The organism is Acinetobacter junii, assembly GCF_018336855.1.
GTDB classification, from domain to species: domain Bacteria; phylum Pseudomonadota; class Gammaproteobacteria; order Pseudomonadales; family Moraxellaceae; genus Acinetobacter; species Acinetobacter junii.
Window position 1 is genome coordinate 2,692,126 of the sequence record NZ_CP059558.1, and the last position, 26,618, is coordinate 2,718,743.

Below are 26,618 nucleotides of genomic sequence, written 5' to 3' on the forward strand. Positions count from 1 at the left end.
AAGATGTCGTTCCATATACTCATCATCTTGCCGAGATATTCTAAATTTCACTCGAGTCAGAGGGTTGATTCTCAACAACCCTCTGACTAAAGGTTTATTCAGGTAACTTAAAGTCAGTTACAGACTCACGTAATGATTCAGCCATGCTTGCCAATTCAGAAACAGAACGAGCTGTATCGAAGGTTGCAGTAGTCGTCTGAGATGTAATTTCTTGAACGACGTTCATCGTGGTTGCAATATGACTTGCTGAAGCAGATTGCAGTTTTGCAGCATCAGAAATGCTTGCAATCAATTTCGCTAAGTCGCCAGATACCGTTTGAATTTCATCAAGTGCAATACCTGCATCTTTTGCCAAGTTCGCACCGCGAACAACCTCTGCCGTTGTTTGTTCCATTGAAATTACGGCTTCATTGGTATCTGTTTGAATTGTTTTTACCAATCCTTCAATCTGTTTAGTTGCTGATGCTGAACGTTCAGCTAGACGTTGTACCTCATCCGCAACTACCGCGAAACCACGACCAGCTTCACCAGCCATCGATGCTTGAATTGCTGCGTTTAATGCCAAGATGTTCGTTTGGTCGGCAATATCATTAATCAACGATACGATGTTACCAATTTCTTGAGAAGATTCACCCAAACGTTTAATACGTTTAGACGTTTCCTGAATCTGCTCACGAATATGATCCATACCTTCGATTGAACGGTTTACAACATCTGCCCCGTTTGATGCAATTTGTACAGAACGCAATGCTACATCAGCAGATTCAGAAGCGTTGGCTGATACTTGGTCAATTGACAATGCCATTTCATTCATTGCAGCAGATGCACCTGCAATTTCTTGTGCTTGGTGCTCAGAAGCCTCAGCTAACTGGTTAGTAATATTCTGTGTATCTTGCGTGTATCGTGCAACTTCTTGAGATGTCTCAGTGATTCGAGAAACTAGATCTCGTAACTGATCAATTGCGAAGTTAATCGAGTCGGCAATCGCACCCGTAAAGTCTTCCGATACTGTTGCATAAGAACGTAAGTCACCGTCAGCTAAGTCGGCAATCTCATCAAGTAAACGTAAAATCGCATTTTGGTTACGGTCATATTCATCTTGTAAACGAGTTACACGCTCTTTATCAGTATTACTACGTAATGCGAGTAATTGTAACGCAGAGAAAACCAATAGTCCTAAAGCACCAATTAATACGATACCTGCAACAACATTACCCCAACCACCCTCTGCTTTATCAGATAATGCATTTAATGACCCAAGTAAGGCATCTGATTGAGAGAAAATTTGAGATGAAGCTTGACGAACACGAACGATTTGATTGGCATTCTGTAATACTGTTTCTGCAGCTGATTTTAGAACAGCATCATAATCAGATTTAATGCTATCCACAGATTCACGTAAATCAGGTGATTCGATACGATCTACACCAAGTTCAGCGCTACCATTTAATTGAGCATTTAAGTAAACACCAAAAGTATCAATATCAGCACCGAAGTCATTTGCAGAGATACTAGAGTTATCCGTACCTACTAGTACTGAGTTAATTGAACGTAAAATACGTTCTGCAATAAACACTTGGTTTTTAGTGATAATTACCTGACTACTTGGCATGTTCTCACGAACCATTTGATCAACCATCAAGTTATACTCAGCCTGAATCTCAGGAATCGTTTCACTGATGGAAATGTTCGTATCATAAAGCTGATTAATGACTTTTTGTTGTGAAGCAATTAAATCAATGTTTTTAGAAACATTAGTCCAAAGTTCATTTACTTTTTTGTACTCTGTTGAGCCTTTACCATAAACATTCTCAACAAGTTCCAAGTTCTCAGCAAATCGTTTTTCTGACTCAACCAAACTCTTCATCGCTTCAGGTGTACCTGAAGCCGTTGCCTCTGTTGCTTGGCGCGAAATCATCTGCGACAACAAACGCAACTCACCCAAACTACGAGTTAATTGGTTTGAACGTGGAACACTGACAAAAAGGTAAATTAAGAGGATAACTGCTAGAGCTAAAGCGATTAAAGCTCGATAAAGAATCGGTCTAGATTTCTCAGTTTCACCGAATAATCGTGAAAACTGATCTAATTGAGTGCGTATTTTTTCTAAAAATGCGCTGCTCTTCTTAGCACCAGAACTATCATTACCACTGCCATTTTTCTTTTTAAGTTTAAAGCCCATACCAGCTTCTCCCCTGAATACGCATTTATGTTCCGTAGCGTAAAAATTAGTTTATAAATTTTATTGATGCATTCATGTATTGAGGGTTTTGCAACAACCTACTCAGTAAAAATACATGCCATTGTTGGTTATGTTGGTGGAAGTATCCCTGACAATACTCTTTGAGCTTATTGTCTAGTTCAGAACTTTGAGAAAAAAAACTCTTTTTATTAAAGTGCTGAATCCCCAAAACTTGGTCTACAACCAAACCAACATAATGATCTTGATGGCTTATACAAATTACTTTTTGCGTTGGTGAAAATTGGCTCCTTTGTCCTGAAATAAAATGTGTTAAATCAGAAACTGAGAGCAACCGCCCACGAATATTTGCCAAACCACGCACCCATGATTGAGTATTTGGTACTGGTGTATATTTCGGTGGATAAATCACCTCCGAAATTTCCCCAAGTGGCGCAACAAAATATTGCCCTAACATCTCAAATGCAATACCAGACCAACGACTGACTTCATTTTGTGTTGAAGCGTATTGTTTATTGCCTCGCTTGGATAAGCGAAGCAATTCGATAAATCCATTTGCAGCCATAACCTATCCCATATTGAGTATTGAAAAGGCTCGTACAATTAACTTAATAGTTGCTTGATCACATCTATCAGTTGCTGTTCATCAATAGGCTTAGTTAAGTAATCACAAGCACCTTGACGTTTACCCCATACTCTATCTGTCGCTTGATCTTTGGTACTTACAATCACGACTGGAATATGTTGTGTATCCTTACCTTTACTGATTTGACGTGTTGCTTGAAAGCCATTCATCCCTGGCATTACCACATCCATTAACACAAGGTCTGGTAACTCAGCCTGTGCCATTGTTACACCGTCAGCACCATTAGTTGCTTCTAAAACTTCATAACCGTGCTTTGTCAAAATTTCTCTAAAACGAAACGTTTCAGTAGGAGAATCATCTACAATAAGTATACGAGCCATTTTTTCCTCGATTTTAAATTTTATGCGCTTACGTGGTTACGAATCGCACTTAACAGCTCATCTTTACTAAATGGCTTAGTTAAATATTCATCTGACCCCACAACACGCCCTTTGGCTTGATCAAACAAACCATCTTTGCTTGATAACATGATTACTGGAATATTTTGATAATTTAGAGAGTTTTTAATTAATGCACAGGTTTGGTAACCATCTAGACGAGGCATCATAATATCGACAAATACGATATCAGGATTTGCTTCCGCAATTTTCGATAATGCTTCAAAACCATCGACAGCTGTAATCACCTCACAACCTTCGCGTTGTAACAGTGTCTCAGCTGTACGTCGAATCGTTTTAGAATCGTCAATCACCATTACTTTTAAATTTTGAAATTTATCTTCCATTTATTGTCCTGCCCCATTCACTCAATACAAATTATGGTTGTTTAATTTGTTTTATACAGACTAGTTGATATTTTTAACATATCTTTACTTGCATTATCAATGAAGTTTTTTGAACCAAACTATCAGTTTTTCAAAACAATATTAAGCAGTTCACACTTTTCATCAAATTCCTATTTTTTTTGCATAAGAAGTATTTTTAATTGTATAAATAGCTACTAATATACTACTGATTATTATTTAAAAATAAGTGATTTAATTAACTTTTTATCGGGGAATGTAATGACTGGTTCGTTAAAGTGCGGTTTCCGCATTCGTCACTTTACAACGATTGCTCGTAATTACATTTGCGCATTTTTTTTATGTTTTTTTAATACATCAACTTTCGCAGCAACTGATCAACCCAAAGCAGCATGGTATCGTTACTACGACAGAAATGGTGTTGCTAATGTTAGTACTTCTGTGACACCAGAGCATATTCGTTATGGGTATGAAGCACTCGATCGTAACATGCAAGTGATCAAACGAAATCAACCATATAATGCGAATAAAGATGTTCAACAAGCATCTCATCGTGAAGCTTTAGCTAGACAACGAGAAAAAGATTTAAAGCTCAAACGTGCCTATGGAAGTGCAAAAATTGCAGCAATAAAACGCGATCAAATGTTAGCAAACATTAAAAAGCAGTTGAATTATCAGCAGAACCAATTACAACAGTTACAACGCGATAAGATCGGCTTCAAGCGTCAAGAAATGGAATATCATCGCAAAGGAGAATCAATTCCAGCATCACTCAAAAACAATTTAGCCAATAATGCTCAAAATATTGATAATGTAAAAAACACTGTTGAAAGTTTACGTAATAGCTATCATAAAACTGAGTCAGATTATGCTGAGATCATTCGTCGCTTAAATAAATTAGAACAAGATGAAGCATCTCGTAATCAATAATTACCTCCCCCTCTATACAACTTTCGCTTGAATTGGATGTGCTAACTTTTCCGAAATTGAATGATTCATGTCATAATGCGCTCAATTCAAAATAGACATCTTAAAAGTCCTTTTTGTAAACTAATTTTTAGACAACATTTAACTCTAGGATAGTTTCCATGCGCGCAAGCCGCTTTTTATTTGCAACGTTAAGAGAAACCCCAAATGATGCTGAAGTTATTTCTCATCAGCTTATGTTACGTGCGGGGATGATTCGTAAATTAGCTTCTGGCTTATACTCTTGGTTGCCCATGGGAACACGTGTTCTAAAGAAAGTTGATGCGATTGTTCGTGAAGAAATGAATCGTTCTGGTGCATTAGAAGTCTTTATGCCAGTCACACAACCTGCTGCACTATGGGAAGAATCTGGTCGTTTTGAACAATACGGACCTGAATTATTACGTTTCAAAGATCGCCATACAAATGACTTTGTATTGGGACCTACACATGAAGAGGTCATCACCGACTTAGCGCGTAATGAACTTAAAAGTTATAAACAATTACCTCTAAATTTCTACCAAATTCAAACCAAATTCCGTGATGAAATTCGCCCTCGTTTTGGCGTGATGCGTTCACGTGAATTCATCATGAAAGATGCTTATTCTTTCCATGCAAACCAAGAATCTCTTCAAGAAACTTACGATGTAATGTATGACACATACAGCCGTATCTTCACACGATTAGGATTGGACTTCCGCCCAGTTCAGGCTGATACAGGCTCGATTGGTGGTTCTGCATCGCATGAGTTTCATGTATTGGCATCTAGTGGTGAAGACGACATCGCCTTCTCTACAGAATCAGATTACGCAGCTAACGTTGAAATGGCTGAGGCTGTGTTAGTTGGTGAGCGTTTAGCAGCTACACAAGAATTTAAAATCGTTGAAACACCGAATCAAAAAACGATTGAAGATGTCTGTGGTTTTTTAAATGCTGAAGCGAAACAATCGATCAAAGCTCTACTTGTACAAGGTATCGCGGATGAAAACGGCAATATTCCAGTAATTGCACTTTTCTTACGCGGTGATCACGAACTGAATGAGATTAAAGCTGAAAAACATCCTCTTATTGCAGCGCCTCTGAGCTTTGCTACAGAAGAACAATTAAAGCAAAATGGTTTAACAGCTGGCTTCTGTGGTCCTCAGGGACTTGTAGAAAAAGGCTTAACCGTAATTGTTGATCGTGCAGCATCTGTATTATCTGATTTTATCGCGGGTGCTAACCAAGTTGATAAGCATGCTACTGGCTTAAACTGGGAACGAGATGCGAAGTATAGTGAAGTTTATGATCTTCGTAATGTGGTTGAAGGCGATCCATCACCAGATGGTAAAGGTACTTTGCAGATTAAACGAGGGATCGAAGTTGGTCATATCTTCCAACTCGGTACGAAATATTCTGAAGCATTAGCTTGTAAAGTACTTGGCGAAGATGGGAAACCATTTACTGTCACAATGGGTTGCTATGGTATCGGTGTCACACGTGTAGTTGCTGCAGCAATTGAGCAAAACTTTGACGATAAAGGCATTATTTGGCCACAAGCAATCGCACCATTCGAAGTTGCAATCGTTCCAATGAATGCTCATAAATCGCCGCGTACTCTTGAGGCAGCAGAAGCACTTTATGCTGAATTACAAGCCCAAGGTTATGACGTGTTATTAGATGACCGTAATGAACGCCCTGGTGTTAAGTTCTCTGATCTTGAATTGATGGGTATTCCTCATCGTATTGTAATCGGTGAAAAAGGCTTAGACGCTGGTACTTTTGAATACAAAGGTCGTCGTGATGAAGAATCAACTAATCTAAGTAAAGAAGAGTTAATCAAAAAACTTGCTGGTTAATTGCTAATTATCAGATAGTAAAAAAGCCGTTTTTGAAACGGCTTTTTTATTTTCTAAATTTAGACAGTTAAATCTTTTATGGTCTCTGATGAACCATTGTTTTTAACAGACTCAATCCCTTTATCTCGTGATTGTTCACTTGAATACAATTGGCTAGTTCCAATCACCTGATGATTCGCTGCTTTTAAATTAAAATAAGGTTTATCATTTTTTGCTACCACTCGCTCATATCGCCCATCATCTGGACTATTTTTTTGAACAGATGCTATACCATTGAGCGCCGCTGCTTTTGTTTTATAAAGTTCACTATTTAGAATGGGCTCACCATTCCCTGCTTTTAAAACAAAGCGATACTGCCCATCATTCGCTTGACTGACTTCAAACCAACCTGCCATGAGAACCTCTCTTATCGGAGTTGTTATTTATAAATTGTTATTTCAATATAGTTGAGTAGAAAACTATAGAAGATTGTTTTTTGTTCTCATTTAGTAATTTATAAGAAAAGCAGCAGAAATGCTGCTTTTCTTATGCTTAAACTACGCTTTCTTTACAAATTCAGCTTTAAGTTTCATAGCGCCTATACCATCAATTTTACAATCGATATTATGACCATCACTTGCACCGTGAACTAAACGAATCGTTTTTACTTTTGTACCGACTTTTACAACAGAAGACGAACCTTTTATTTTTAAATCTTTAATAACAGTAACACTATCCCCATCAGCCAATACATTACCATTTGCATCTTTAATGATTTCTTCTGATTCATTTGTGGCAACAGAACCCTCTTTCCACTCGTGTGCACACTCAGGGCAAATAAATAAATCAGCTTCTTGATAAGTATATTCTGATTGGCATTTTGGACAATTTGGCAAAGACATAAAAGAAACTCAAAATGCCATTATGAATCAAAGACAATTTTTTTCAAAACATCATTTTAAGTATTGCTAAAATTATAAAAATTCATTTTTCCTTAGCTAATATAAAATTTTTAAGCACCAAAGCATGATTCAAATTTGGATCCTTTGCAGCATATATAAGGGTTAGCTTATTCTTTTCAGCCAAGTTTACCAACTCATTAATACATGGATTCCTAGACAATTCTTCATAATACTTATCTTGGAATTCCAACCAATTTTCTACTTTATGGCAAAATGCAGTACGTAATTGTGTTGATGGTGCTATTTCCTTTAACCATAAATCAAGATGTGCTTTTTCCTTTGATACTCCTCTTGGCCATAAACGGTCAACAAGGATCCTCAACCCATCTGATTTTTTAGAATCCTCATAAATTCTCTTAATTTGAATATCCATTAAACACCACCTGAAAAGACAAAACTAACTTTCCATAGAGATATCAACCACTTCACCTTTAGCATCAAAACTCACGCAAATAACATAGTTAGTTACTTCTTCTGGTAAGCTAAAATCCAACATTTCCATTGTTTCTAGGTTTTCATCTTCAAATTGATGAACAAGTACTAAATGCTCTAAAACTTGTAAACAATTAGGTTGACTGGTACCAAAATGATTTTCCCAATACGCAGGTTCAATCTCTTCGAGATGATGTTGAATAAATAACTCGACACTATCTTCAGCTTGTTGATTTTCTAATGCTATTCGCATCGCTGCACGAGCGATTTGCTCTCGATTAAGCCCCGAATGATTAGCCATTGTTGATTCCCCTTCATCTTATGAGTTGAATTTTTATTTTTAATGCATAGTTTTATTGACTAAAAACATCATAGTGGTTTTCAAACCGATAGCGACACTTCTAATCTTCTATTTGGCTACGATTATCGAGAATTTCGGGCTGCATTTTTATAAAAAATGGCGCAAAATGTCTTTATGTTTTTAGATGAACAAATAGTTTAGGATCGATCAATGAGTGAGCTTGCTTTTACGGCTTTTAGTTTAAATGGTGTTGATGCACAAAAATTTTTACAAGGTCAGGTGACAGTTCATGTTGAACGTTTAGCTTTAAATGAAAGTCGCTACACTGCTATTTGCGATTTAAAAGGACGAATTCATTTTGGTTTGTGGATAAAAAAGCTAAATACAGAAAGTTTTGAACTAGTTACGACTCACGATCAAGCTGAAGAGTTTGCCAAACACATTAAAAAATTTGGTGCTTTTTCTAAAATGAAATTAGAAGAAATAGGTTCTGTTTTTCCAACTATTCATGGGATCCAAACAGAATTTTCTTCAAATGAAACGGATATCTATACTTGGCAGATTGAAGCGATCAAGTCAGGGCAAGCTTGGATTAGTAAAACAACAGAACACTTATTCCAGCCACAAGAATTACGATTACATCAGCGAGACGGCGTACATTTTGATAAGGGCTGTTATTTAGGTCAAGAAATTGTTGCTCGTCTTTGGTTTAAAGCTAAACCTAAATACTGGTTACATCTAATTCATGCCAAAGGTGATCTGCCTGCTCCAGCAACACAACTAAATAAGGATGTTGAAGTTGTAAATAGTGTAAATATTAATGATGGTTATTTAGCGCTCGTGATTGCCAAGCCAACGGCTTTAGAAGAATTAGGACTAGACATCCTAGATTTACCAGAGGCTTTGAATGGTGATGTAGCAAGACCAAGTTAACAGTTATAAAGACCTTTTTCATTTCAGGAGCTGTAATAAAATGGTTATCCTTTACTACAACTCCTTAATGAAATCTATTGAACGACGATAAGCACATTGTTCAAGAAGTTCGAAAATCTTCTTGCAGTATTTTAACCTTTTGAGTAGATATCAGTTTTTCTAAAAAAATGGAATTCGCATTGCAGCAATTCCTGTTGATTTGCAACAAAACAAGTAACTGCTTAGAAAGCTAAACTTGTATAATGTAAAGAATATTTATGATTGATTCACAGTATCTCCATAGAGTCTGAACAAGATTATTTCTATTAAGACTCGTTATTATATTTTTCATAGATTTAGAGAAATTAATAATCTAATTAAGCCAATAAATTACATTCAACACTTATACAAAATCAAGATTTACATTTCAGATTATAAATTTATGATTAGGGTTAAAGATTGCTTTCTGCTACGCAAAGGAGTGATAGCAGACCAAACTGAAAGGAAAGAAGATGAAAAAATTGCTTATTGCTAGCTTAATTGCCATAACCTGTAACTCAGTATTTGCTGCAGAAAAAGGTAATGCTGATGTAATATTTTCTAAAGCAAACCAACTTTATGAAGCAAAAAACTACACAGCTGCTTTCCAAGAAATTCAGCGAATTGCGGTATCGGGTAACGCTCAAGCAATTTATAATCTTGGCTCTATGACTCAGCAAGGCTTAGGCACATCAAAAGATGAAAAAAAGGCATTTGAATACTTTCAAGATGCCTCAAATAAAGGATTTGGCAAAGCGAGTTATGAACTCGCACAAATATATCGATATGGTAAAAGCAATATTGGTATCACGAAAGACATACAGAAGTATAAAATATATTTAGATAAAGCTGCGAAACAAGGCTCAGAAGAAGCTGGTGTAGAGGTGGCAACGATATTATTTGCTCAAGGAAAACCAGAGTACGATCAATTGGCGATTCGACAGCTACGTCCATTGATACAAAAGAATTATTATCCAGCGATACACCTAAAGGCGATCTACGATCTAGGCATGGGAAATAAAAATAAAAATCCTGTCCTACAGCAGGTTGCTGTGAACAGCTTTCGCTCTTTAGCCTCTAAAGGATATGCACCATCGTTAATGGTTCTTGGGAATTTGATGGCGAACGGAGATGTAGTTGATCAAAATCTTCCTGAAGCTCAAAAAATATTCAAGACTTTAGCAGCCCAAAATATTCCAAATGCCAAAGAATCTTTGGAAAAAGTTGAACAAGCTATTGCCGCTCAAAAAGCTGCACCAGTAGCAACTCAACCACCTAAAAAGTAATCATATATTGGCAGCACATAAAAAAAGTGCTGCCAATATTTATAATTTTAAAATTGTTTAGAGACTTTTAGACCAGCACTCCAGTTCCGACCATCCGCAGGTTCAAAGAAACGGCTGCTTCCTTCGTTGACAATCACAGAACCAGCATAGTTTTTATCGAACAGATTATCTACACGCGCAAAGCCATTAATGCCCCAATCAGCACGTTTCCATGCATAACCTGTATAAATCGATGCCACAGTATAGCTTGCAGCAGCATCACTATTGATATCATTGACATAGACCTTATCCATAAACTGGGTATCAAGTCCTGCATAGAAACCTTGCTCTGGCTGCCATACCAAGCCAATAAAGGCTTGATTCTTAGCAATTCCAGGAATTGCATTGCCTTCTGGAATCTCTGCAACTTTCCCAGCCGCAGGCACTTTCGAATCAAAAGTTGCATCTAAATATGCATAGCTCGCATTCACTGCTATGTCTTTCCAAAGCTTCTTATTCCATGCAAATTCAATACCTTTACGTAGGGTTTTATCCGCATTACGGAACGTCGCTCGGCCACCCATGCTTTCGGCTGCCACAATGTCATCTTTGGTTTCGATATAGAAGGTCGCCAAGTTAAAATCACCCAGCGTATTTGAAGATTTTAAACCGAGTTCATAGTTATCACTTTTCGATGGTTTTAAATCAAGCATACTTGCGCCACCTTGTGCAGGATAAGCCATTTCAGTAAAAGTCGGTGTTTCAAACCCTTTGGCATAGCTCGCGTAAGCCAGCACTTCTGGGATGATTTGCCAGCTTAATGCAACTGAAGGTAATACCTCTTCGTATGTTGTCTTACCACTATTATCGCCGTTCAAACCAACGATATAATGATCTTTCGACTTGTAATGTACATTGCTATAACGCACCCCTGTATCTAAACGCATGGTTTGTAAAAAAGACCAAGATGCTTGTAGATAAGGATCTACATTCCACAAAGTATTGCGTTCATCACGGCGCACAGCACCTTTTATACCTTTATCACCCGCATCATTAAAGTTTTGATAGCCTTGTCGATCTTCGTTCATTGCATCGATCGCAACACCCGCACTGAATTGGGTATTAGGTAATAAATCTTTTCCTGTCCAGCGGAAATCAGCACCATAATAATCACGCTTAAAATCAATCACGCCACCAGCTTGATAGGGTGTGTTAGGGTTCTTCTGTACCGTATCTGGAATAGACTGGTATTGTGTTACCTGACGTTGCCCAATATAAGTCATCGCATACAGTTCATTTTGATCATTAAGTGGTTTTGACCAAGTCAAACCTGTCTGAGTTTGATCAATTGTTTTGCGGGCATTGTAATCCAGAACATTTTTAGCAACCTGTTTGGGATTCTTTTCCCAATCAGCACGGGTTAAACCGCCCGGATCATCAGCATCAATCTTGACATAGTTCGTGACCCAGTTGATCTTACTACCATCATCGAGATTCCATGTCAGCTTGGCATTGCTTAAAACTTTATTTGCGCTACTATGATCGCGATAACCATCCGTATTAAAATATGAGGAACTAATGATATAGCTCGGCTCATTTTGATTTTTAGCGCCCCCTTGTAAAACTAGCCCTGCATGATTTTTGTTATGACTGCCGCCTGAATAACTCATTTCTACAGAATCCTTACCCTGCCCTTCTCGAGTAGTTGCAAGAACAGCTCCACCAGATGAATTACCATACAGTGAAGAAAATGGTCCAGTCAAAACCTCTAAATGACTCAAACTATTCATATCGATGTTCGAAGTTTGCCCCTGCCCATCGGGCATCGTTGCAGGTATTCCATCAACATATAAACGTATTCCCCGCACCCCAAAGGTCGATCTAGCACCAAAACCACGCATTGAGAGCTGCAAGTCTTGAGCATAATTTTCCCGATTACGTAATTGAACGCTCGGAATACCCTTAACAAGTTCTGTTAAATTGACCTGCAGAGATTGATCGTTTTTAGGTGCATCAACTCGATAAACAGATGCCGGTGTTTGAATATAAGACGTGTCAGTACGAGTAGCTTCGACTTTAATTACAGGTAAAGGTTCAATTTGATCATTACTAGATTCCTCTGACCATACAAAGGTACTTGCCATGCCCATAGTTATTGCAACTGAACCGTATAACAAGTTAATTTTTAGTGAAGGCATGGGTATTCCTTATTTCTGTGTGGCTATGATGAAATAGTTTCTTAAAGCTAAATTTTGATTATTTTATTGTTGTGTTAGAGATTTAACCTTAGCGAAAAAGATCAAAGTATTTTTTCATCATGATTCGCAATTAAAAATAAATATCAGCATAATTGTAAATGAAACATTTACCCTCATTGTATTGTTGTTGAAAACAACTTGAGCTGAATATGCCTGAACTTCCAGAAGTTGAAACTACTAAGACCAGTTTACTCCCACTCTTAGAACAACGAGTCCAATCAATACAGGTCTATAACTCAAGTTTACGTTGGCCTATACCCGATGATTTGAACAAACTGATTGGGCAACGTTTAATGGCACTTAAACGTCGTTCTAAATATATTTTGGTTGAATTTGAACGCGATCAGATGCTATGGCACTTAGGTATGTCAGGCAGCTTTCGTTTATGTGAAGCAAACGAAGAATTGCGTAAACATGATCATCTTGTAATCGACTTCGAAGATCAACAGCTTCGCTATCATGATCCACGTCGCTTTGGTTGTATCCTATGGTTAGATCAAAACAATCAAGAAAAACTGATTGATACCTTAGGGCCAGAACCGCTAAGTGATGCATTTAACGCAGTTTATTTATTTGAAAAACTCTCAAAAAAGAATGTCGGCATCAAAATTGCTTTAATGGATAATCATAATGTTGTAGGCGTTGGTAATATTTATGCGACAGAAAGCTTATTCAATGTCGGTATACATCCTGCACAACCCGCTTCAACATTGAGTTTAGAGCAAATTGAAAGCTTAGTGATTGAAGTAAAACGCATTCTAAAGCATGCAATTGATCTAGGTGGTTCTACATTACGCGATTATACCAATGCAATGGGTGAAAATGGATATTTCCAACAAACACTACTTGCTTATGGTCGAGCTGGTGAAATGTGTGTGAACTGTGAAACCACACTGGAGAATTTAAAACTTGGTCAACGTGCCAGTGTATTTTGCCCGCAGTGTCAGCCTCTAAAATCCACCAAAGCTTAGTTGCAAATCTATTTGAGGGAGACTAATTTCATGCAAACCGCTATCGTTCGACATATTTTAGTAAAAGATAAAGATCTTGCTGAACAGTTAAAAAAACGAATTCAGTCAGGTGCTGATTTCAGCAAAATTGCCAAACAATATTCAACCTGTAATTCAGCTAAACGCGGTGGTGAACTGGGTGAAGTAAAAAAAGGACAGCTTGTGCCTGTGATTGATAAGTTGGTTTTTACTGCAGCCGAACGTATTTTACATGGTCCAATCAAAAGCCAATTTGGCTTTCACTTAGTTGAGATTAAATTTCGTATGGATGGGCTGAGATAATCTTCGAAGTAAAGTATTTCTGCGCCCCTCCAGTAACGTACTCAAATCTTTGGCTGCATGACATAAGTCCAAGCTTCAACTTTTTCACCTGAATCTAATATCACTGGGGCAACAACACGTTGATATTGGAAGCCTTCAAAGTCATCCAACATTTGCCAGTTTTGCTCTAACTTTTCTGTACTAAAAAGATAGCCATCAACTAAAGGATCGTTTTCATTGAGCACAATGGCTGGCAGACCTTTGTCAGGCCCCCAATCAAGTACATGCACAGTGCCATGTACTTGTGCCTTTTGCCAATCACCACCAATATTTCCTAAAATATGCGAATTTTCTCGATTTGGACAAAGTGTGCCGTAAACAAATAATCTGTTCATGTTAATTAATCCCCTAGCAATACGCTCTGAATCTTAAAATGAAAGTAGAAAGTTTTCTATGTAAAAACGATTATTCATCTATCGTTTTTTAGCTAATTTTATTCCGATCTACAATAAAAAAACGGCATATCAAATGCCGTTTTCTGTATCAAAGTCTATTAACCTTGTTTTTTCAATTCATCACGGATTTCGCGTAATAACTGAATATCTTCTGGTGTTGGTGCTGGTTCCGCAGGAGCTTCTTCTTCTTTTTTACGAAGACGATTCATCACTTTAACCAGTAAGAATACCACCCAAGCCAATAATAAGAAGTTAATTAGAATAGTTAAGAAGTTACCATACGCAAATACATTTAAACCTGCATCTTGTGCAGCTTTCAGGGTAGTCACATTATTCGGGTTATCGCCAAGGATTAAGAACCAGTTGGTGTAATCAACATCACCACCAAGAACCCAAGAAATCAAAGGCATAACAATATCTTTAACTAATGAATCAATGATCTTACCAAAAGCACCACCAATGATGACACCAATTGCCAAATCCATCATGTTGCCTTTAATGGCAAACTCTTTAAATTCTTTAATAATACTCATCTATAACTCTCCAGAGTTGAAGTTAATGTAGTCTGTTTTTGCATTGTTTATTACACAGCTACGTTTATTCACACAATGTTGATAATTTAATATTTTTTTCAAAAAAAGATAGTTATTTCACACTTTAACAACATATTTTATTGTAGTAAAAATATGAACTTAAGCATGCATCAGTCATGATTCATTTTCAATAAAAAAACCGCTAAATTAATTTAGCGGTTTTTTAAATCTTCTATGCTAAAAGATTATTTATCGCGATTACGCTTACGTTCGTTTTCAGTCAAGTAACGCTTACGAATACGAATTGATTTTGGTGTTACTTCAACTAACTCATCATCTTCAATGAATTCAAGCGCTTGTTCTAGCGTGTATTCCAATGCAGGTGTTAAAGTCAGCGCTTCATCAGTACCTGATGCACGAACGTTAGTTAACTGCTTCGCTTTGGTTGGGTTAACAACCATATCATCTGAACGAGAGTTAATACCGATGATCATGCCTTCATATACTTCAAGCTGTGGTTTAGCGAATAAACGACCACGGTCTTGAAGTGTGAATAATGCATAGCCCAAGCAAGTACCTTGAACCATAGAAATCAACACACCATTTTGACGTTTCGCAACAGTACCTGCTTTTGCTGGACCGTAATGCGAGAAGCTTGATGTCATGATCCCTGTACCAGAAGTCATGGTTAAGAATTCAGAACGGAAACCAATCAAGCCACGTGAAGGTACAGTTGCTTCAATACGGATACGGCCTTTACCGTCAACTTCCATATTGGTCATTTCGCCTTTACGGAAGCCCATTTGTTCCATTACAGAACCTTGATGCTGTTCTTCAACGTCAAAAGTTACGTTTTCGTATGGCTCTTGTTTTTCACCATCGATTTCTTTCATGATTACTTGTGGACGTGATACGCCCATTTCAAAGCCTTCACGACGCATGTTTTCAATCAATACTGAAAGGTGAAGTTCACCACGACCTGAAACTTTGAAACGGTCTGGACTATCAGTATCTTCAACACGTAATGCAACGTTGTGAATCAATTCACGATCAAGACGCTCACGGATATTACGTGAAGTAACGAATTTACCTTCTTTACCAGCAAACGGTGAGTTGTTCACTTGGAACGTCATCGAAACTGTAGGTTCATCTACAGACAATGCAGGTAATGCTTCAACATTTTTCGGATCACAAATCGTGTCAGAAATATTTAATGCATCAATACCTGTGATACAAACGATATCACCAGCAGAAGCAGATTCAACATCAACACGCTCTAAACCGTGATAACCCATGATTTTTAAGATACGACCATTACGTGTCTTACCTTCTTTATCAATTACGGTTACTTGAGTGTTCAATTTTACAGAACCACGTTGAATACGACCAACACCGATAACACCAACGAAGCTGTTATAGTCAAGTGAAGAAATCTGCATTTGGAACGGACCATCAACATCAACTGCTGGTGGTTCTACAATATCAACAATCGTTTCAAACAACGGTGTCATATCTTCCGCTAGTTCTTCTGGTGATGGACCAGCCACACCACGAAGACCAGAAGCATAAACAACTGGGAAATCCAATTGCTCATCAGATGCACCTAAGTTATCAAATAAGTCGAATACTTGATCAATAACCCAGTCACAACGTGCACTTGGCTTATCAACTTTGTTAATGATTACGATTGGCTTCAAACCACGTGCGAACGCTTTTTGCGTTACGAAACGAGTTTGTGGCATTGGACCTTCTTGAGAGTCAACAAGAAGTAATACACAGTCAACCATCGACATTACACGTTCAACTTCGCCACCGAAGTCTGCGTGTCCCGGGGTATCCACGATATTGATACGGTATTCTGTATCAGTACGCTTATCTAACCATTTGATTGCAGTGTTTTTTGCAAGAATGGTAATACCACGTTCAGACTCAAGCGCGTTAGAATCCATAACACGTTCAATCTCGCCTGCGCGATCACCAAGAGCACCTGATTGTTGTAAAAGTTTGTCTACAAGAGTCGTTTTACCATGATCGACGTGCGCAATAATGGCAATGTTACGGAGAGTTTTAATATCTGACATGTAAAATTCGATACGCTTTAAATTTGAGGGCAAATTATACAGAAAAATACTAAAGTTTAGTAGTGACAGTTTATTGACAGAGCAATTTTTTTCTGACGAATAGTTACAGAATCGTTGGTAAAGTAGTCTAAGTCTATTAGAATAATCAACTAATGCTTACCGCTTTTTTATTCTCCCATGTCAAATCCCCACTCTGAACAACCGCTCGATCTAGTCTATGGGCTAAATGATCGACCGAAACCTTTTATTGCTTTTTTAGCGGCGCTTCAACATCTTTTAGCGATTTTAGTGCCAATCGTCACTCCTGGATTATTGATTTGTTTGGCATTAGGTGTGTCTCGCGAAGACACCAATATGATTCTTTCTATGTCATTAATCATTTCAGGGATCGCGACTTTCTTGCAATGTAAAAAAGTTGGTCCATTTGGCGCTGGATTACTCATTGTTCAAGGAACTAGCTTTAATTTCATTGGTCCTATCATTGGTATAGGTAGCGCAATGGTGGCTGTTGGCACACCTGTAGAACAAGTTATGGCTGCGATTTTTGGTGTCGTAATCGCAGGTTCATTTATCGAAATGGGTGTATCTCAAATTTTACCTTGGGTAAAAAAACTTATCACGCCCCTAGTTACAGGAATCGTCGTTCTGTTGATTGGTCTAACATTGATCAAAGAAGGACTGATTAGCATGGGTGGTGGTTATACCGCAATGCAGGATAATACCTTTGCAAATGCAGATAATCTCATTATGTCGTGTACAGTTTTGGGGATTATCATTTTACTGAATAGAATTCGCATTATTTGGGTGAAAAGTTCAGCAATTTTGATCGCTTTAGTCATCGGTTATGTACTTGCTGGATTTATGGGACATTTAAACTTTTCCGTATTACAAGAAGCCCCGATTATTCAAATCCCAACACCAATGCATTTTGGATTGAGCTTTTCTTGGAGCTTGTTTATTCCAATGGCTTTTATTTATCTAGTAACTTCTCTAGAAGCAATTGGTGATGTCACAGCAACCAGCAAAATTTCCAATCAACCTGTAGATGGCCCCATTTGGATGCAACGCATCAAAGGTGGTGTTCTAGTTAATGGTGCTAACTCTTTCTTAGCAGGTATTTTCAATACTTTTCCAAGTTCTGTATTTGCACAAAATAATGGTGTGATCCAGTTGACTGGTGTTGCGAGCCGTTATGTAGGTCTTTGGATTGCAGCATTATTGATCTTATTAGGTTTATTCCCTGCTGTGGCTGCTGTGATTCAAGCTGTTCCACAAGCGGTACTTGGTGGAGCAGTAATGGTCATGTTCGGTGCTGTGGCAGCATCTGGTATTAATATTTTATCAACGATCCATTTAGATCGTCGTGCATTGTTAATTATTGCAATCTCATTAGCACTAGGCTTAGGGGTAGCACAAGTACCACAAATCCTAGAACACCTTCCTGAATTATTTAAAAATATTTTCAGCTCAGGTGTTGCAACAGGCGGTATTGCAGCCTTGATTTTGAATATTGTTTTACCTGAAACTCAAAAATAATTCGTTAACTATTGCAAGTGCCCAGTTTCACGACTGGGCTTTGTTTTTGATGAGAGATCAATATGGATCCACGTAGTGAAGTTGTCATACGTCAACAAGATTATTTAAAAGGGCAAGTTTTATTAATCAATACCCCGAATGATCAGCTCGTAAAAAGCTTACCCGTCGAAGTCGAAGCTTCCGTTTGGACATGGAACTTTGCAGATCATCAAGGCTTTCTAAACGCAGAAATAAAATCAAATTTTTGCGTTGAGTTTCCAGCAAATCGCTATGATCAGGTGGTTATTTTTGTTCCAAAATCAAAAGAGCTTTTAAACTATATTTTGCATACTGTTGCCAGCCATTTAGAGCTAGGTCAATCAGTCTTTTTAGTTGGTGAGAAAAAAGGTGGGATTGAACGAGCAGCTAAACAATTACAGCAATATGGAAAAGCTATCAAATTAGATAGTGCACGCCATTGCCAACTTTGGCAGATGCGACTCGAAAAATTAGCACAATCAAAAACACTGCAAGACTGGTTAAAAACCTATACGATTCAAATCGACCAACAATCACTCACGATTTGCGCACTTCCAGGTGTGTTTAGTCAAGATCATTTGGATGTGGGTACAGCAGTCTTGCTCCCTTACCTTCAAGAAGTAAAATCAGGTAAGATTGCCGACTTTGGTTGCGGCGCTGGCGTAATTAGTGCCTATCTAGCCAAATTAAACCCAGAACAGCATATTTTTGCACTTGATGTTGATGCCTTTGCATTACAGTCAACCAAGTTCACATTTGAACAGAATGGCTTAAACTTGGAAAACTTAAATCTTGAACCAGTTACAGGCTTTAGTGACGCCCCTCAAGATTTGGATGCAATTGTAAGTAATCCACCATTTCATCAAGGCATACATACTAATTACGATGCAAGTGAAACTCTGTGTCGCTTAGCAAAATCGCATTTAAAAAGTTCGGGTGAACTGTGGATCGTAGCCAATCGCTTTCTCAATTATCCTCCCCTCATTGAACAACAATTTGGTCAATGTGAAGTGAAAGCTGATCAGCAGGGATTCAAAGTATTATATGCCTGTGCAGGCAAGGTTGGTTGACATCTCAACCTAACACGTAATTTTAAGTGTCAACTGACCCTTATTCGGTTTAAGGAAATCTTATGAGCGATATTTCTGCTCCTCAACACCTACAGCGTAAGCTTGGGGCACGCCATCTCAATATGATTGCCATCGGTGGATCGATTGGTACAGGCTTATTCCTTGCTTCAGGTTCTACGATTGCTACCGCAGGTCCTGGTGGTGCGCTACTCGCCTATGCACTTATTGGAATCATGATTTATTTCTTGATGACTAGTTTAGGTGAGCTTGCAACTCATAACCCAAGTTCTGGTGCTTTCTTCACCTATGGTAGTCGCTATGTAGAAGAAGGTTTTGGTTTTGCTTTAGGATGGAACTATTGGTACAACTGGGCGATTACAGTCGCATTTGAATTAGTAGCCGTCCAATTCATCATGAAATTTTGGTTTCCAGAAATTTCTGGCTTCTATTGGAGTGCTGTATTTTTGGCTGTGATCTTTGCAATCAATGCAATGACAGTCAAAGGCTTTGGTGAAAGTGAATTCTGGTTTTCAATGATTAAAGTTATTGCCATTATTGTATTTATCATCATCGGTATCGCAATGATTGCAAAAATTATGCTGACTCCAAATGTTTCTGCATTTAGCAACTGGACGAAAGGTGATGCGCCATTCGTTGGTGGATTACAAGCACTGGTTGGTGTTGCAATGATCGCAGGGTTCTCATTTCAAGGTACTGAAATGGTCGGTGTAGCTGCTGGTGAATCAAAAGACCCTAAGAAAACAATTCCCTTGGCGATTAAACAGATTTTTTGGCGAATTCTACTTTTCTATATTTTGTGTATTTTCATCATTGGTACACTGGTCAGCTACGATAATCCTTTGTTACTGCATGCCGCAGAAAGTGAAAATATTGCGCTTTCTCCATTTACTCTTCTCTATGAAAAAGCAGGATTCGCATTTGCTGCAAGCTTAATGAATGCAGTTATTCTGAGTGCAATTTTATCTGCGGGTAACTCTGGAATGTACTCTTCTACCCGTATGCTATTTGATATGGCTAAAGAAGGTCGTGCGCCAAAGTGGTTCTCCAAATTAGATACACGTGGCGTTCCAATGAATGCACTGTATGCAACTACAGCAGTTGCAGCATTATGTTTCCTAACGACATTTATCGGTGAGCAACAAGTTTTTAACTGGTTACTGAATATGTCTGGGATGTGTGGATTTATTGTCTGGCTAGGCATAGCAATATCACATTATCGTTTCCGCAAAGGCTATTTAGCTCAAGGTCATAAGTTAGAAGACCTCGCTTATCGTGCAAAATTCTTTCCATTTGCACCGTGGTTTGCATTTATTCTCTGTTCCATCATTATTTTAGGTCAGAACTATCAAGCCCTGATTGGTGGAAAAATTGACTGGTTAGGACTACTTTCAACCTATATCAGTATTCCGCTATTTCTTGCAATTTGGTTAGGGTATAAGTGGAAACACAAGACCAAACTCATTGCTTATAAAGAGATGAATGTGAAAGAAGGTGAATAATAAATCTTAATTTCACTTGACCCTTTGAGAAATACGAGTAAAATTCACGCTCATATTTTCATCGGCAATTTATATAGGAGGACACACATGCCATTACTACAAAGGAAAACACTTTAAGATTTGGCACTGTGTCGTCTCACGGACAAGTGACAAATCAAATGATCACTTGTCCGAATGCTCTTCTAAACCTAGCATTCGCTAGGTTTTTTTATGCCTATTCGGACAGAAATTTCGCTAATCGAGAAATAAAAATGGGCATACAAAAAATACTCAATGCTGAAGCTCAATACGGTGTACCTGTGAAGATATTCACTAACGATATTGATAATGAGAGCATTGAACAACTGAAGAAGATGGCACAGCTGCAATTTGTTTATTCTCATATTGCAGTCATGCCCGATGTACATGTTGGTAAAGGTGCGACAGTCGGAAGCGTTATACCAACTAAACATGCAATTATACCCGCAGCTGTGGGCGTAGATATTGGCTGTGGTATGAATGCGATTCGACTCAATTTAAAAGCTTCTCAACTTCCTGATAATCTTTCGTCATTGCGTAATGCAATCGAACGAAAAGTTCCCGTAGGATTTGAGTTACATAAACAAGTTAAAGCGAAAGCATCTAGCATTATTCCGTTAGAAAAACGCTTACAACCAATCGTAAAAAAACATCCTGGTTTAATCAGAATGCTCAGAAATTTTGATTTAACTTGGCAAAAACAACTTGGAACTTTAGGTGGTGGTAACCATTTTATTGAACTCTGTTTAGATGAAAATCAAGATGTATGGGTCATGTTACATTCTGGCAGTCGTGGATTAGGTAATGTGATCGGCACGTATTTTATCGAACTGGCCAAGAAAGAAGCTCAACATCGCTTTGGTCATGTTCCTGATAAAGATTTAAGTTATTTCGCAGAAGGATCATGTAGTTTTAATGATTATGTTGAAGCCGTTGAATGGGCTCAAGAGTATGCTTTTGAAAATCGTCGTGAAATGATGCGATTAATTTTAGAAGCCATTCGCCCCCTACTTCCATCCTTTCAACTCACTAAAGAAGCTATAAATTGCCACCACAATTATGTCAGTCGAGAGAATCATTTCGGTGAAGATCTTTTTATAACACGTAAAGGTGCAATTCGTGCTGGACTTGATGAATTAGGAATTATTCCGGGTTCTATGGGTACACGTTCTTATATTGTTAAAGGTAAAGCAAATCCTGAAGCATTCTGCTCATGTTCACATGGTGCAGGTCGGAGAATGAGTCGTCATAAGGCAAAATTGTTATTTAGCCAAGATGATTTAATTCAACAAACTCGAGGGATCGAATGTCGAAGAGATGCAAGTGTAATTGATGAAATTCCTAGCGCTTATAAAGACATCGATCAAGTCATGCAGAATCAATCGGATCTCATCGAGATCATTCACACGCTTAAACAAGTTCTATGTATAAAAGGTTAAATAAATGAAACTTAAAGCAATGCCTAAAATCAAAGTTCGCAATCCCGTCGCATTATCCCCTTTACTACAAAAAGGTGGAATACATGAAACTGAGAAGCCTCGTGCACAACATCGTCGGGATCGTCAACAAACCAAACAACAACTAAGTAAAGGTGTTTGGTAATTTTTATCTTAAATCTTGAATATATAAGATTCAAAAGTGTGGAGAATTAAAATGTTTATTTATCTTAAATTTGGCAATAAAAAAGCGACTCATAAGAGTCGCTTTTTTTAGTTCAAAAACTCAATTATTGAGCTTGTTGACCTGGTTGAACTAAAACAGTACGGCTACCAGTGATCGCAGCGAATACGCGACGGTTCATAGCACGACCTTCTTTAGTTTTGTTGTCAGCAATCGGTTGATCCCAAGCGAAACCTTGAGTAGACAAACGAGATGCATCAACGTTGTATTCGTTTACAAGAGCTGATTTAACAGAGTTAGCACGAGCTAAAGATAAACGTTCGTTTAACTTACGTGGACCAGTGTTATCTGTGTGACCTTCAATACGAGCAGTCGCATTCGGGTATTCAGCTAACTTCTCTGCAACTTTAGCAATTTCAGATTTGTATTGTGGTTTGATGTCTGACTTGTTCGTATCAAAGAATACGCGAAGTTCCATGTTAAGATCTTCAGTCAACTCTTGTGGTTGAGGAGCAACTGGAGTTGGCTCAACTGGAGCAACTTCTACTACAGGAGCAGCAGGCTTCAAGTGACCACCAAGAACTACGTTTAAACCAGCAAGAGCTGTATAGTTCCAGAATTTTTCGTCAAAGTGGTAAGTACCACGAGCTTCTGTACGAAGAGACAAAGCATCATTTAAACGCCAGAAAACACCACCACCAGCGTTAGCTAATGTACCTTCTTGCTCGCCACCGTAGATGTCATCGCTTTCGTATTTGTAGTGACCAGCACCAGCTAATACGTAAGGTTTGATTTTGCTGTCATAGTTTTTAGTGATCAAATCAGAAGTCACATAAGCGTTACCAGCAATGTTACGACCTTTATAGTCGTTATTCGCGCTTGTATCACCTTTGATTTGGCTGTATTCAACTTCCGCACCTAACCACGGAGTTAATTCAACACCAAGAGCAGCACCAACGAATAAATCATCGTCAAGTTCTGCACCAGGAGTTAATTGACCTTTGTCACCACGGTTATTATGTTCAGTATCGAACATTGTGTAACCAAGCATTAATGGAGTAACAGTTATACCCGCATTAGCAGCAGCTAAAGGAGCAGCAACAAGCATAGCAAGTGCAATACGACTCAATTTCATGGATATCCTCCAGAGATAACAATTGTTTGTTGTTCAAGCTTAGCCTATGATTTTTGGCCCCATAAACACGGAAGTGTTCACAGTATTATTTTTAAGCTATTCACTTCACTTTGAATCATACAAACACTTGATGAATTTTCCAAGTGCTTGATAACTTTAACCTCGCAAATTATTGACAAAATTTCTTACAATTTCCGTTGTAGTTCAGTAAATTTTAATTCAATTTTAAAGTCTGAATAGCTTATTGTTCGCTCGCTTCAAGTTTAACAGCATTTGCTGCATGAAGTAATCTTTAGTTTCGCAATAGTAAACTTAAATTAATAAATACAGTAATTACTTAACACTTTGTTAATAAAAAAATTACAGAAACACCAACAGGTAATATTATGTTTAAATTTTCCGGCTTTACGCTGCCTGAAATCATCATAACGATTGCAATTTCAGCAATTTTAGTCAGCCTAGCACATCCATATTTCATAGAAATATTAATTTCAAATGAAGTAGAACAAATTAAAAAGACTCTCACAATTTACATACAAAAAGCCAAATCCGATGCACAGACTCATCAGAAAAATGTGACGTTGTGCGCAACTCAAGACTTTAGTTCTTGCAGTAGCGATTGGAATCATGGATTTATTGGTTTTCTTGACGCTAATCGCAATAAAAGACGCGATAACACAGAAACTATTCTGTATTCAAATCCAGTCCAACCTAAATATGGCTCATTGGCATGGCGTGGAACTCTGAATATTAACTCACTCACCTTTCAGGGAGATACAGGGTTACCACGTGGTTCAAATGGCAGTTTCTATTATTGTTCTAGTCGATCAAACCACCATCTCCAAATCATCTTAAGTAATATGGGGCATGTTCGTACTCAAGAAATTTCCACCTGCTAAAAAACTCTTCAGTCTAGCGAATACGATGTAAAACACTTTATTGACAGAGTTTTTTTAATATACTGCATAGGTTTTGAACATTCTCAGCAAATTATAAGTCTGGAGACATACAATGACTGACATCGTAATTGTAAATGGCGCTCGTACAGCTATGGGCGGCTTCCAAGGTGCTTTATCAAGTGCTACAGCACCTGAATTAGGCGCAATCACGATCAAAGAAGCGATCGCACGTTCAGGCTTACAACCAACTGATGTTGAAGAAGTTATCATGGGTTGTGTTCTTCCAGCGGGACTAAAACAAGGACCTGCACGCCAAGCAATGCGTAAAGCAGGCTTACCTGACTCTACAGGTGCTGTAACAATTAATAAATTGTGTGGCTCTGGTATGAAAGCAGTGATGCAAGCAGCAGATATGATCAAAGCTGGTAGCGCTGAGATCGTTGTTGCTGGCGGTATGGAGTCAATGACCAATGCTCCTTACGTATTACCAAAAGCTCGAGCAGGTTACCGCATGGGTCATGGTGAAATTAAAGATCATATGTTCTTTGATGGTCTAGAAGATGCAGAAACAGGTCGTTTAATGGGTTCATTTGCACAAGATATGGCAAATACTCGTGGCTATACCCGTCAGCAAATGGATGACTTTGCAATTCGCTCTTTACAACGTGCACAAAAAGCAATTACTGAAGGTTATTTCAAAGATGAAATCGTTCCAGTAACTGTTTCTAGCCGTAAAGGTGATGTTGTTGTTGATCAAGACGAACAACCATTGAATGCAAAAATTGATAAAATTCCAAGTTTGAAACCTGCATTTGCAAAAGACGGTACAATTACCGCTGCAAATGCAAGCTCTATCTCTGATGGTGCTTCTGCACTTGTACTTACTTCAGCAGATGTTGCTTCTGCACGTGGTTTACAACCTTTAGCAAAAATCATCGCTACGGCTTCTAACTCTCAACACCCTTCTGAATTCACAATTGCTCCTGTTGGTGCGATTGAGAAAGTATTGAAGAAAGCAGGTTGGGATGCACAAGAAGTTGATCTTTGGGAAATCAATGAAGCTTTTGCTATGGTGACAATGTGCCCAATCGATGACTTTAAACTAGATGCTGAAAAAGTGAATATCAATGGTGGTGCTTGTGCTTTAGGCCACCCTGTTGGTTCTACTGGATCACGTATCATTCTTACATTAATCCACGCTCTCAAGCGTACTGGCGGTAAGAAAGGCGTTGCAGCATTATGTATCGGTGGTGGTGAAGCAACTGCTGTTGCGATTGAACTGATCTAAAAATAACGTGTGAACCTTACTATTAAATAATAGTAAGGCTGCAACAGAAATCCTGCTATATGCAGGATTTCTGTTTTCTATAATTACAAAAAATAATTCACCCAGCGTTCAAATATCGGTACGTTATGCAGTGTATAAAAAAACAACAAGGAGCAAAAAATGCAACTAAATCACTATTTGAACTTTAAAGGACAAACAGAACAGGCTTTTATTTTTTATCAATCAGTTTTTGGCGGTGAATTTGCAATCATTAGCCGTTATGGAGATATGCCACCGACAGAAGGTGTAACTTTATCTGAGGCCGATAAAAGCTTAATTCTACATGTATCTTTACCAATCAATGAATATACAGTTTTAATGGGATCAGATGTAAACGATCAATTCTGTGCCCCAAACGCGGGTTTCATTCAAGGAAACAATCATTATATTTCTATTAATATTGAACATGATGAAACTGAGGCACGCCGTTTATTCAATCAGCTTTCCGTTCATGGTCATATTGAAATGCAACTTGAGAAAACTTTCTGGGGTGCACTTTACGGTGCTTTTACTGATCAGTTCGGTATTAAATGGATGGTGAATTGTCAGTTAGAAGATATATAAGAAAAATCTTAAGTACTATCAAAAGAAACTT

Annotated in this window: 27 protein-coding genes; 14 read left to right on the top strand and 13 right to left on the bottom strand. The window is 38.1% G+C overall.

Annotation, left to right across the window (positions count from 1 at the left end):
• Window positions 1–94: 94 nt before the first annotated feature.
• The 4 genes from H2677_RS12400 to pilG are packed head-to-tail and all read right to left on the bottom strand — an operon-like array spanning window position 95 to window position 3,570.
• Window positions 95–2,182 (bottom strand): methyl-accepting chemotaxis protein, encoded by a 2,088-nt coding sequence (locus tag H2677_RS12400; RefSeq protein WP_004950560.1) that lies wholly within the window; start codon window positions 2,180–2,182, stop codon window positions 95–97.
• A gap of 46 nt (window positions 2,183–2,228) precedes the next feature.
• Complete coding sequence (locus H2677_RS12405; protein WP_004908738.1) at window positions 2,229–2,765, bottom strand: chemotaxis protein CheW; 537 nt, start codon at window positions 2,763–2,765, stop codon at window positions 2,229–2,231.
• A 38-nt stretch (window positions 2,766–2,803) separates the two neighbouring features.
• Window positions 2,804–3,166: a response regulator gene (locus H2677_RS12410; RefSeq protein ID WP_004664659.1), complete on the bottom strand. Its 363-nt coding sequence runs from the start codon at window positions 3,164–3,166 to the stop codon at window positions 2,804–2,806.
• A gap of 20 nt (window positions 3,167–3,186) precedes the next feature.
• A complete protein-coding gene (gene pilG, locus H2677_RS12415; RefSeq protein WP_004640629.1) occupies window positions 3,187–3,570 on the bottom strand; it encodes a twitching motility response regulator PilG in 384 nt (127 codons plus the stop codon).
• Window positions 3,571–3,849: 279 nt separating this feature from the next.
• Between pilG and H2677_RS12420 the strand changes: the two genes are divergently transcribed.
• Entirely contained in the window at window positions 3,850–4,518 is a 669-nt protein-coding gene (locus tag H2677_RS12420; RefSeq protein WP_212638664.1) for a hypothetical protein, read from the top strand.
• A gap of 158 nt (window positions 4,519–4,676) precedes the next feature.
• On the top strand, window positions 4,677–6,392 hold the full coding sequence (locus H2677_RS12425) for a proline--tRNA ligase (RefSeq protein ID WP_194598144.1): 1,716 nt from the start codon (window positions 4,677–4,679) through the stop codon (window positions 6,390–6,392).
• A 59-nt stretch (window positions 6,393–6,451) separates the two neighbouring features.
• On the opposite strand, the gene H2677_RS12430 is transcribed toward H2677_RS12425, so the two are convergent.
• The 4 genes from H2677_RS12430 to H2677_RS12445 all read right to left on the bottom strand — a co-directional run bounded on the left by H2677_RS12430 (window position 6,452) and on the right by H2677_RS12445 (window position 8,066).
• Window positions 6,452–6,787 (bottom strand): YegP family protein, encoded by a 336-nt coding sequence (locus H2677_RS12430; RefSeq protein WP_042893173.1) that lies wholly within the window; start codon window positions 6,785–6,787, stop codon window positions 6,452–6,454.
• A gap of 141 nt (window positions 6,788–6,928) precedes the next feature.
• Window positions 6,929–7,273: a zinc ribbon domain-containing protein YjdM gene (locus H2677_RS12435; protein WP_004908748.1), complete on the bottom strand. Its 345-nt coding sequence runs from the start codon at window positions 7,271–7,273 to the stop codon at window positions 6,929–6,931.
• Window positions 7,274–7,355: 82 nt separating this feature from the next.
• On the bottom strand, window positions 7,356–7,706 hold the full coding sequence (locus H2677_RS12440; protein ID WP_004908749.1) for a DUF488 domain-containing protein: 351 nt from the start codon (window positions 7,704–7,706) through the stop codon (window positions 7,356–7,358).
• 24 nt (window positions 7,707–7,730) lie between these two features.
• Window positions 7,731–8,066 (bottom strand): DUF2004 domain-containing protein, encoded by a 336-nt coding sequence (locus H2677_RS12445; protein WP_212638665.1) that lies wholly within the window; start codon window positions 8,064–8,066, stop codon window positions 7,731–7,733.
• Between the two features lie 210 nt (window positions 8,067–8,276).
• Here H2677_RS12445 and ygfZ point away from each other — a divergent pair, with 210 nt between their 5' ends.
• A complete protein-coding gene (gene ygfZ, locus H2677_RS12450; protein WP_212638666.1) occupies window positions 8,277–8,999 on the top strand; it encodes a CAF17-like 4Fe-4S cluster assembly/insertion protein YgfZ in 723 nt (240 codons plus the stop codon).
• A gap of 491 nt (window positions 9,000–9,490) precedes the next feature.
• Window positions 9,491–10,303 (top strand): tetratricopeptide repeat protein, encoded by an 813-nt coding sequence (locus H2677_RS12455; RefSeq protein ID WP_194598148.1) that lies wholly within the window; start codon window positions 9,491–9,493, stop codon window positions 10,301–10,303.
• 47 nt (window positions 10,304–10,350) lie between these two features.
• Here the strand turns inward: H2677_RS12455 and H2677_RS12460 are convergent, their stop codons facing one another.
• The gene (locus tag H2677_RS12460; RefSeq protein ID WP_212638667.1) at window positions 10,351–12,480 is read right to left on the bottom strand and encodes a TonB-dependent receptor; all 2,130 of its coding nucleotides are present in this window, start codon (window positions 12,478–12,480) and stop codon (window positions 10,351–10,353) included.
• 209 nt (window positions 12,481–12,689) lie between these two features.
• On the opposite strand from H2677_RS12460, the gene mutM reads away from it, so the two are divergent.
• Together mutM and H2677_RS12470 are read left to right on the top strand one after the other, a co-directional pair.
• Window positions 12,690–13,511, top strand: a complete 822-nt coding sequence (gene mutM, locus H2677_RS12465) for a bifunctional DNA-formamidopyrimidine glycosylase/DNA-(apurinic or apyrimidinic site) lyase (RefSeq protein ID WP_212638668.1) — start codon at window positions 12,690–12,692, stop codon at window positions 13,509–13,511.
• Between the two features lie 30 nt (window positions 13,512–13,541).
• A complete protein-coding gene (locus tag H2677_RS12470) occupies window positions 13,542–13,832 on the top strand; it encodes a peptidylprolyl isomerase (protein WP_004908776.1) in 291 nt (96 codons plus the stop codon).
• A 41-nt stretch (window positions 13,833–13,873) separates the two neighbouring features.
• Here H2677_RS12470 and H2677_RS12475 read toward each other — a convergent pair whose 3' ends face one another.
• The 3 genes from H2677_RS12475 to typA form a co-directional block, all read right to left on the bottom strand.
• Complete coding sequence (locus H2677_RS12475) at window positions 13,874–14,206, bottom strand: gamma-glutamylcyclotransferase family protein (protein WP_126131736.1); 333 nt, start codon at window positions 14,204–14,206, stop codon at window positions 13,874–13,876.
• 158 nt (window positions 14,207–14,364) lie between these two features.
• The gene (gene mscL / locus H2677_RS12480) at window positions 14,365–14,799 is read right to left on the bottom strand and encodes a large conductance mechanosensitive channel protein MscL (protein ID WP_004950524.1); all 435 of its coding nucleotides are present in this window, start codon (window positions 14,797–14,799) and stop codon (window positions 14,365–14,367) included.
• Window positions 14,800–15,044: 245 nt separating this feature from the next.
• On the bottom strand, window positions 15,045–16,880 hold the full coding sequence (typA, locus tag H2677_RS12485) for a translational GTPase TypA (protein ID WP_212638669.1): 1,836 nt from the start codon (window positions 16,878–16,880) through the stop codon (window positions 15,045–15,047).
• Between the two features lie 177 nt (window positions 16,881–17,057).
• Here typA and H2677_RS12490 point away from each other — a divergent pair, with 177 nt between their 5' ends.
• The 5 genes from H2677_RS12490 (at window position 17,058) to H2677_RS12510 (ending at window position 22,644) form a co-directional block, all read left to right on the top strand.
• On the top strand, window positions 17,058–18,416 hold the full coding sequence (locus H2677_RS12490; protein ID WP_212638670.1) for a uracil-xanthine permease family protein: 1,359 nt from the start codon (window positions 17,058–17,060) through the stop codon (window positions 18,414–18,416).
• Between the two features lie 62 nt (window positions 18,417–18,478).
• Window positions 18,479–19,504, top strand: coding sequence for a class I SAM-dependent methyltransferase (locus H2677_RS12495; RefSeq protein WP_212638671.1), 1,026 nt, complete (start codon window positions 18,479–18,481; stop codon window positions 19,502–19,504).
• A gap of 62 nt (window positions 19,505–19,566) precedes the next feature.
• Window positions 19,567–21,024, top strand: coding sequence for an amino acid permease (locus H2677_RS12500; RefSeq protein WP_004950518.1), 1,458 nt, complete (start codon window positions 19,567–19,569; stop codon window positions 21,022–21,024).
• A gap of 251 nt (window positions 21,025–21,275) precedes the next feature.
• On the top strand, window positions 21,276–22,481 hold the full coding sequence (locus H2677_RS12505; protein ID WP_212638672.1) for an RtcB family protein: 1,206 nt from the start codon (window positions 21,276–21,278) through the stop codon (window positions 22,479–22,481).
• 4 nt (window positions 22,482–22,485) lie between these two features.
• Window positions 22,486–22,644, top strand: a complete 159-nt coding sequence (locus H2677_RS12510) for a hypothetical protein (protein WP_004908791.1) — start codon at window positions 22,486–22,488, stop codon at window positions 22,642–22,644.
• 124 nt (window positions 22,645–22,768) lie between these two features.
• Here the strand turns inward: H2677_RS12510 and omp38 are convergent, their stop codons facing one another.
• Window positions 22,769–23,797 (bottom strand): outer membrane protein Omp38, encoded by a 1,029-nt coding sequence (gene omp38 / locus H2677_RS12515; protein WP_004950511.1) that lies wholly within the window; start codon window positions 23,795–23,797, stop codon window positions 22,769–22,771.
• Window positions 23,798–24,183: 386 nt separating this feature from the next.
• On the opposite strand from omp38, the gene H2677_RS12520 reads away from it, so the two are divergent.
• From H2677_RS12520 to H2677_RS12530, 3 genes are all read left to right on the top strand, one after another.
• Entirely contained in the window at window positions 24,184–24,696 is a 513-nt protein-coding gene (locus tag H2677_RS12520) for a GspH/FimT family protein (protein WP_125297911.1), read from the top strand.
• A 112-nt stretch (window positions 24,697–24,808) separates the two neighbouring features.
• Entirely contained in the window at window positions 24,809–25,984 is a 1,176-nt protein-coding gene (locus tag H2677_RS12525) for a thiolase family protein (protein WP_004908800.1), read from the top strand.
• A 159-nt stretch (window positions 25,985–26,143) separates the two neighbouring features.
• Window positions 26,144–26,587 carry a VOC family protein gene (locus H2677_RS12530; RefSeq protein ID WP_004963946.1) on the top strand — a complete coding sequence of 148 codons (444 nt, stop codon included), beginning with the start codon at window positions 26,144–26,146 and terminating at the stop codon, window positions 26,585–26,587.
• Window positions 26,588–26,618 lie beyond the last annotated feature (31 nt).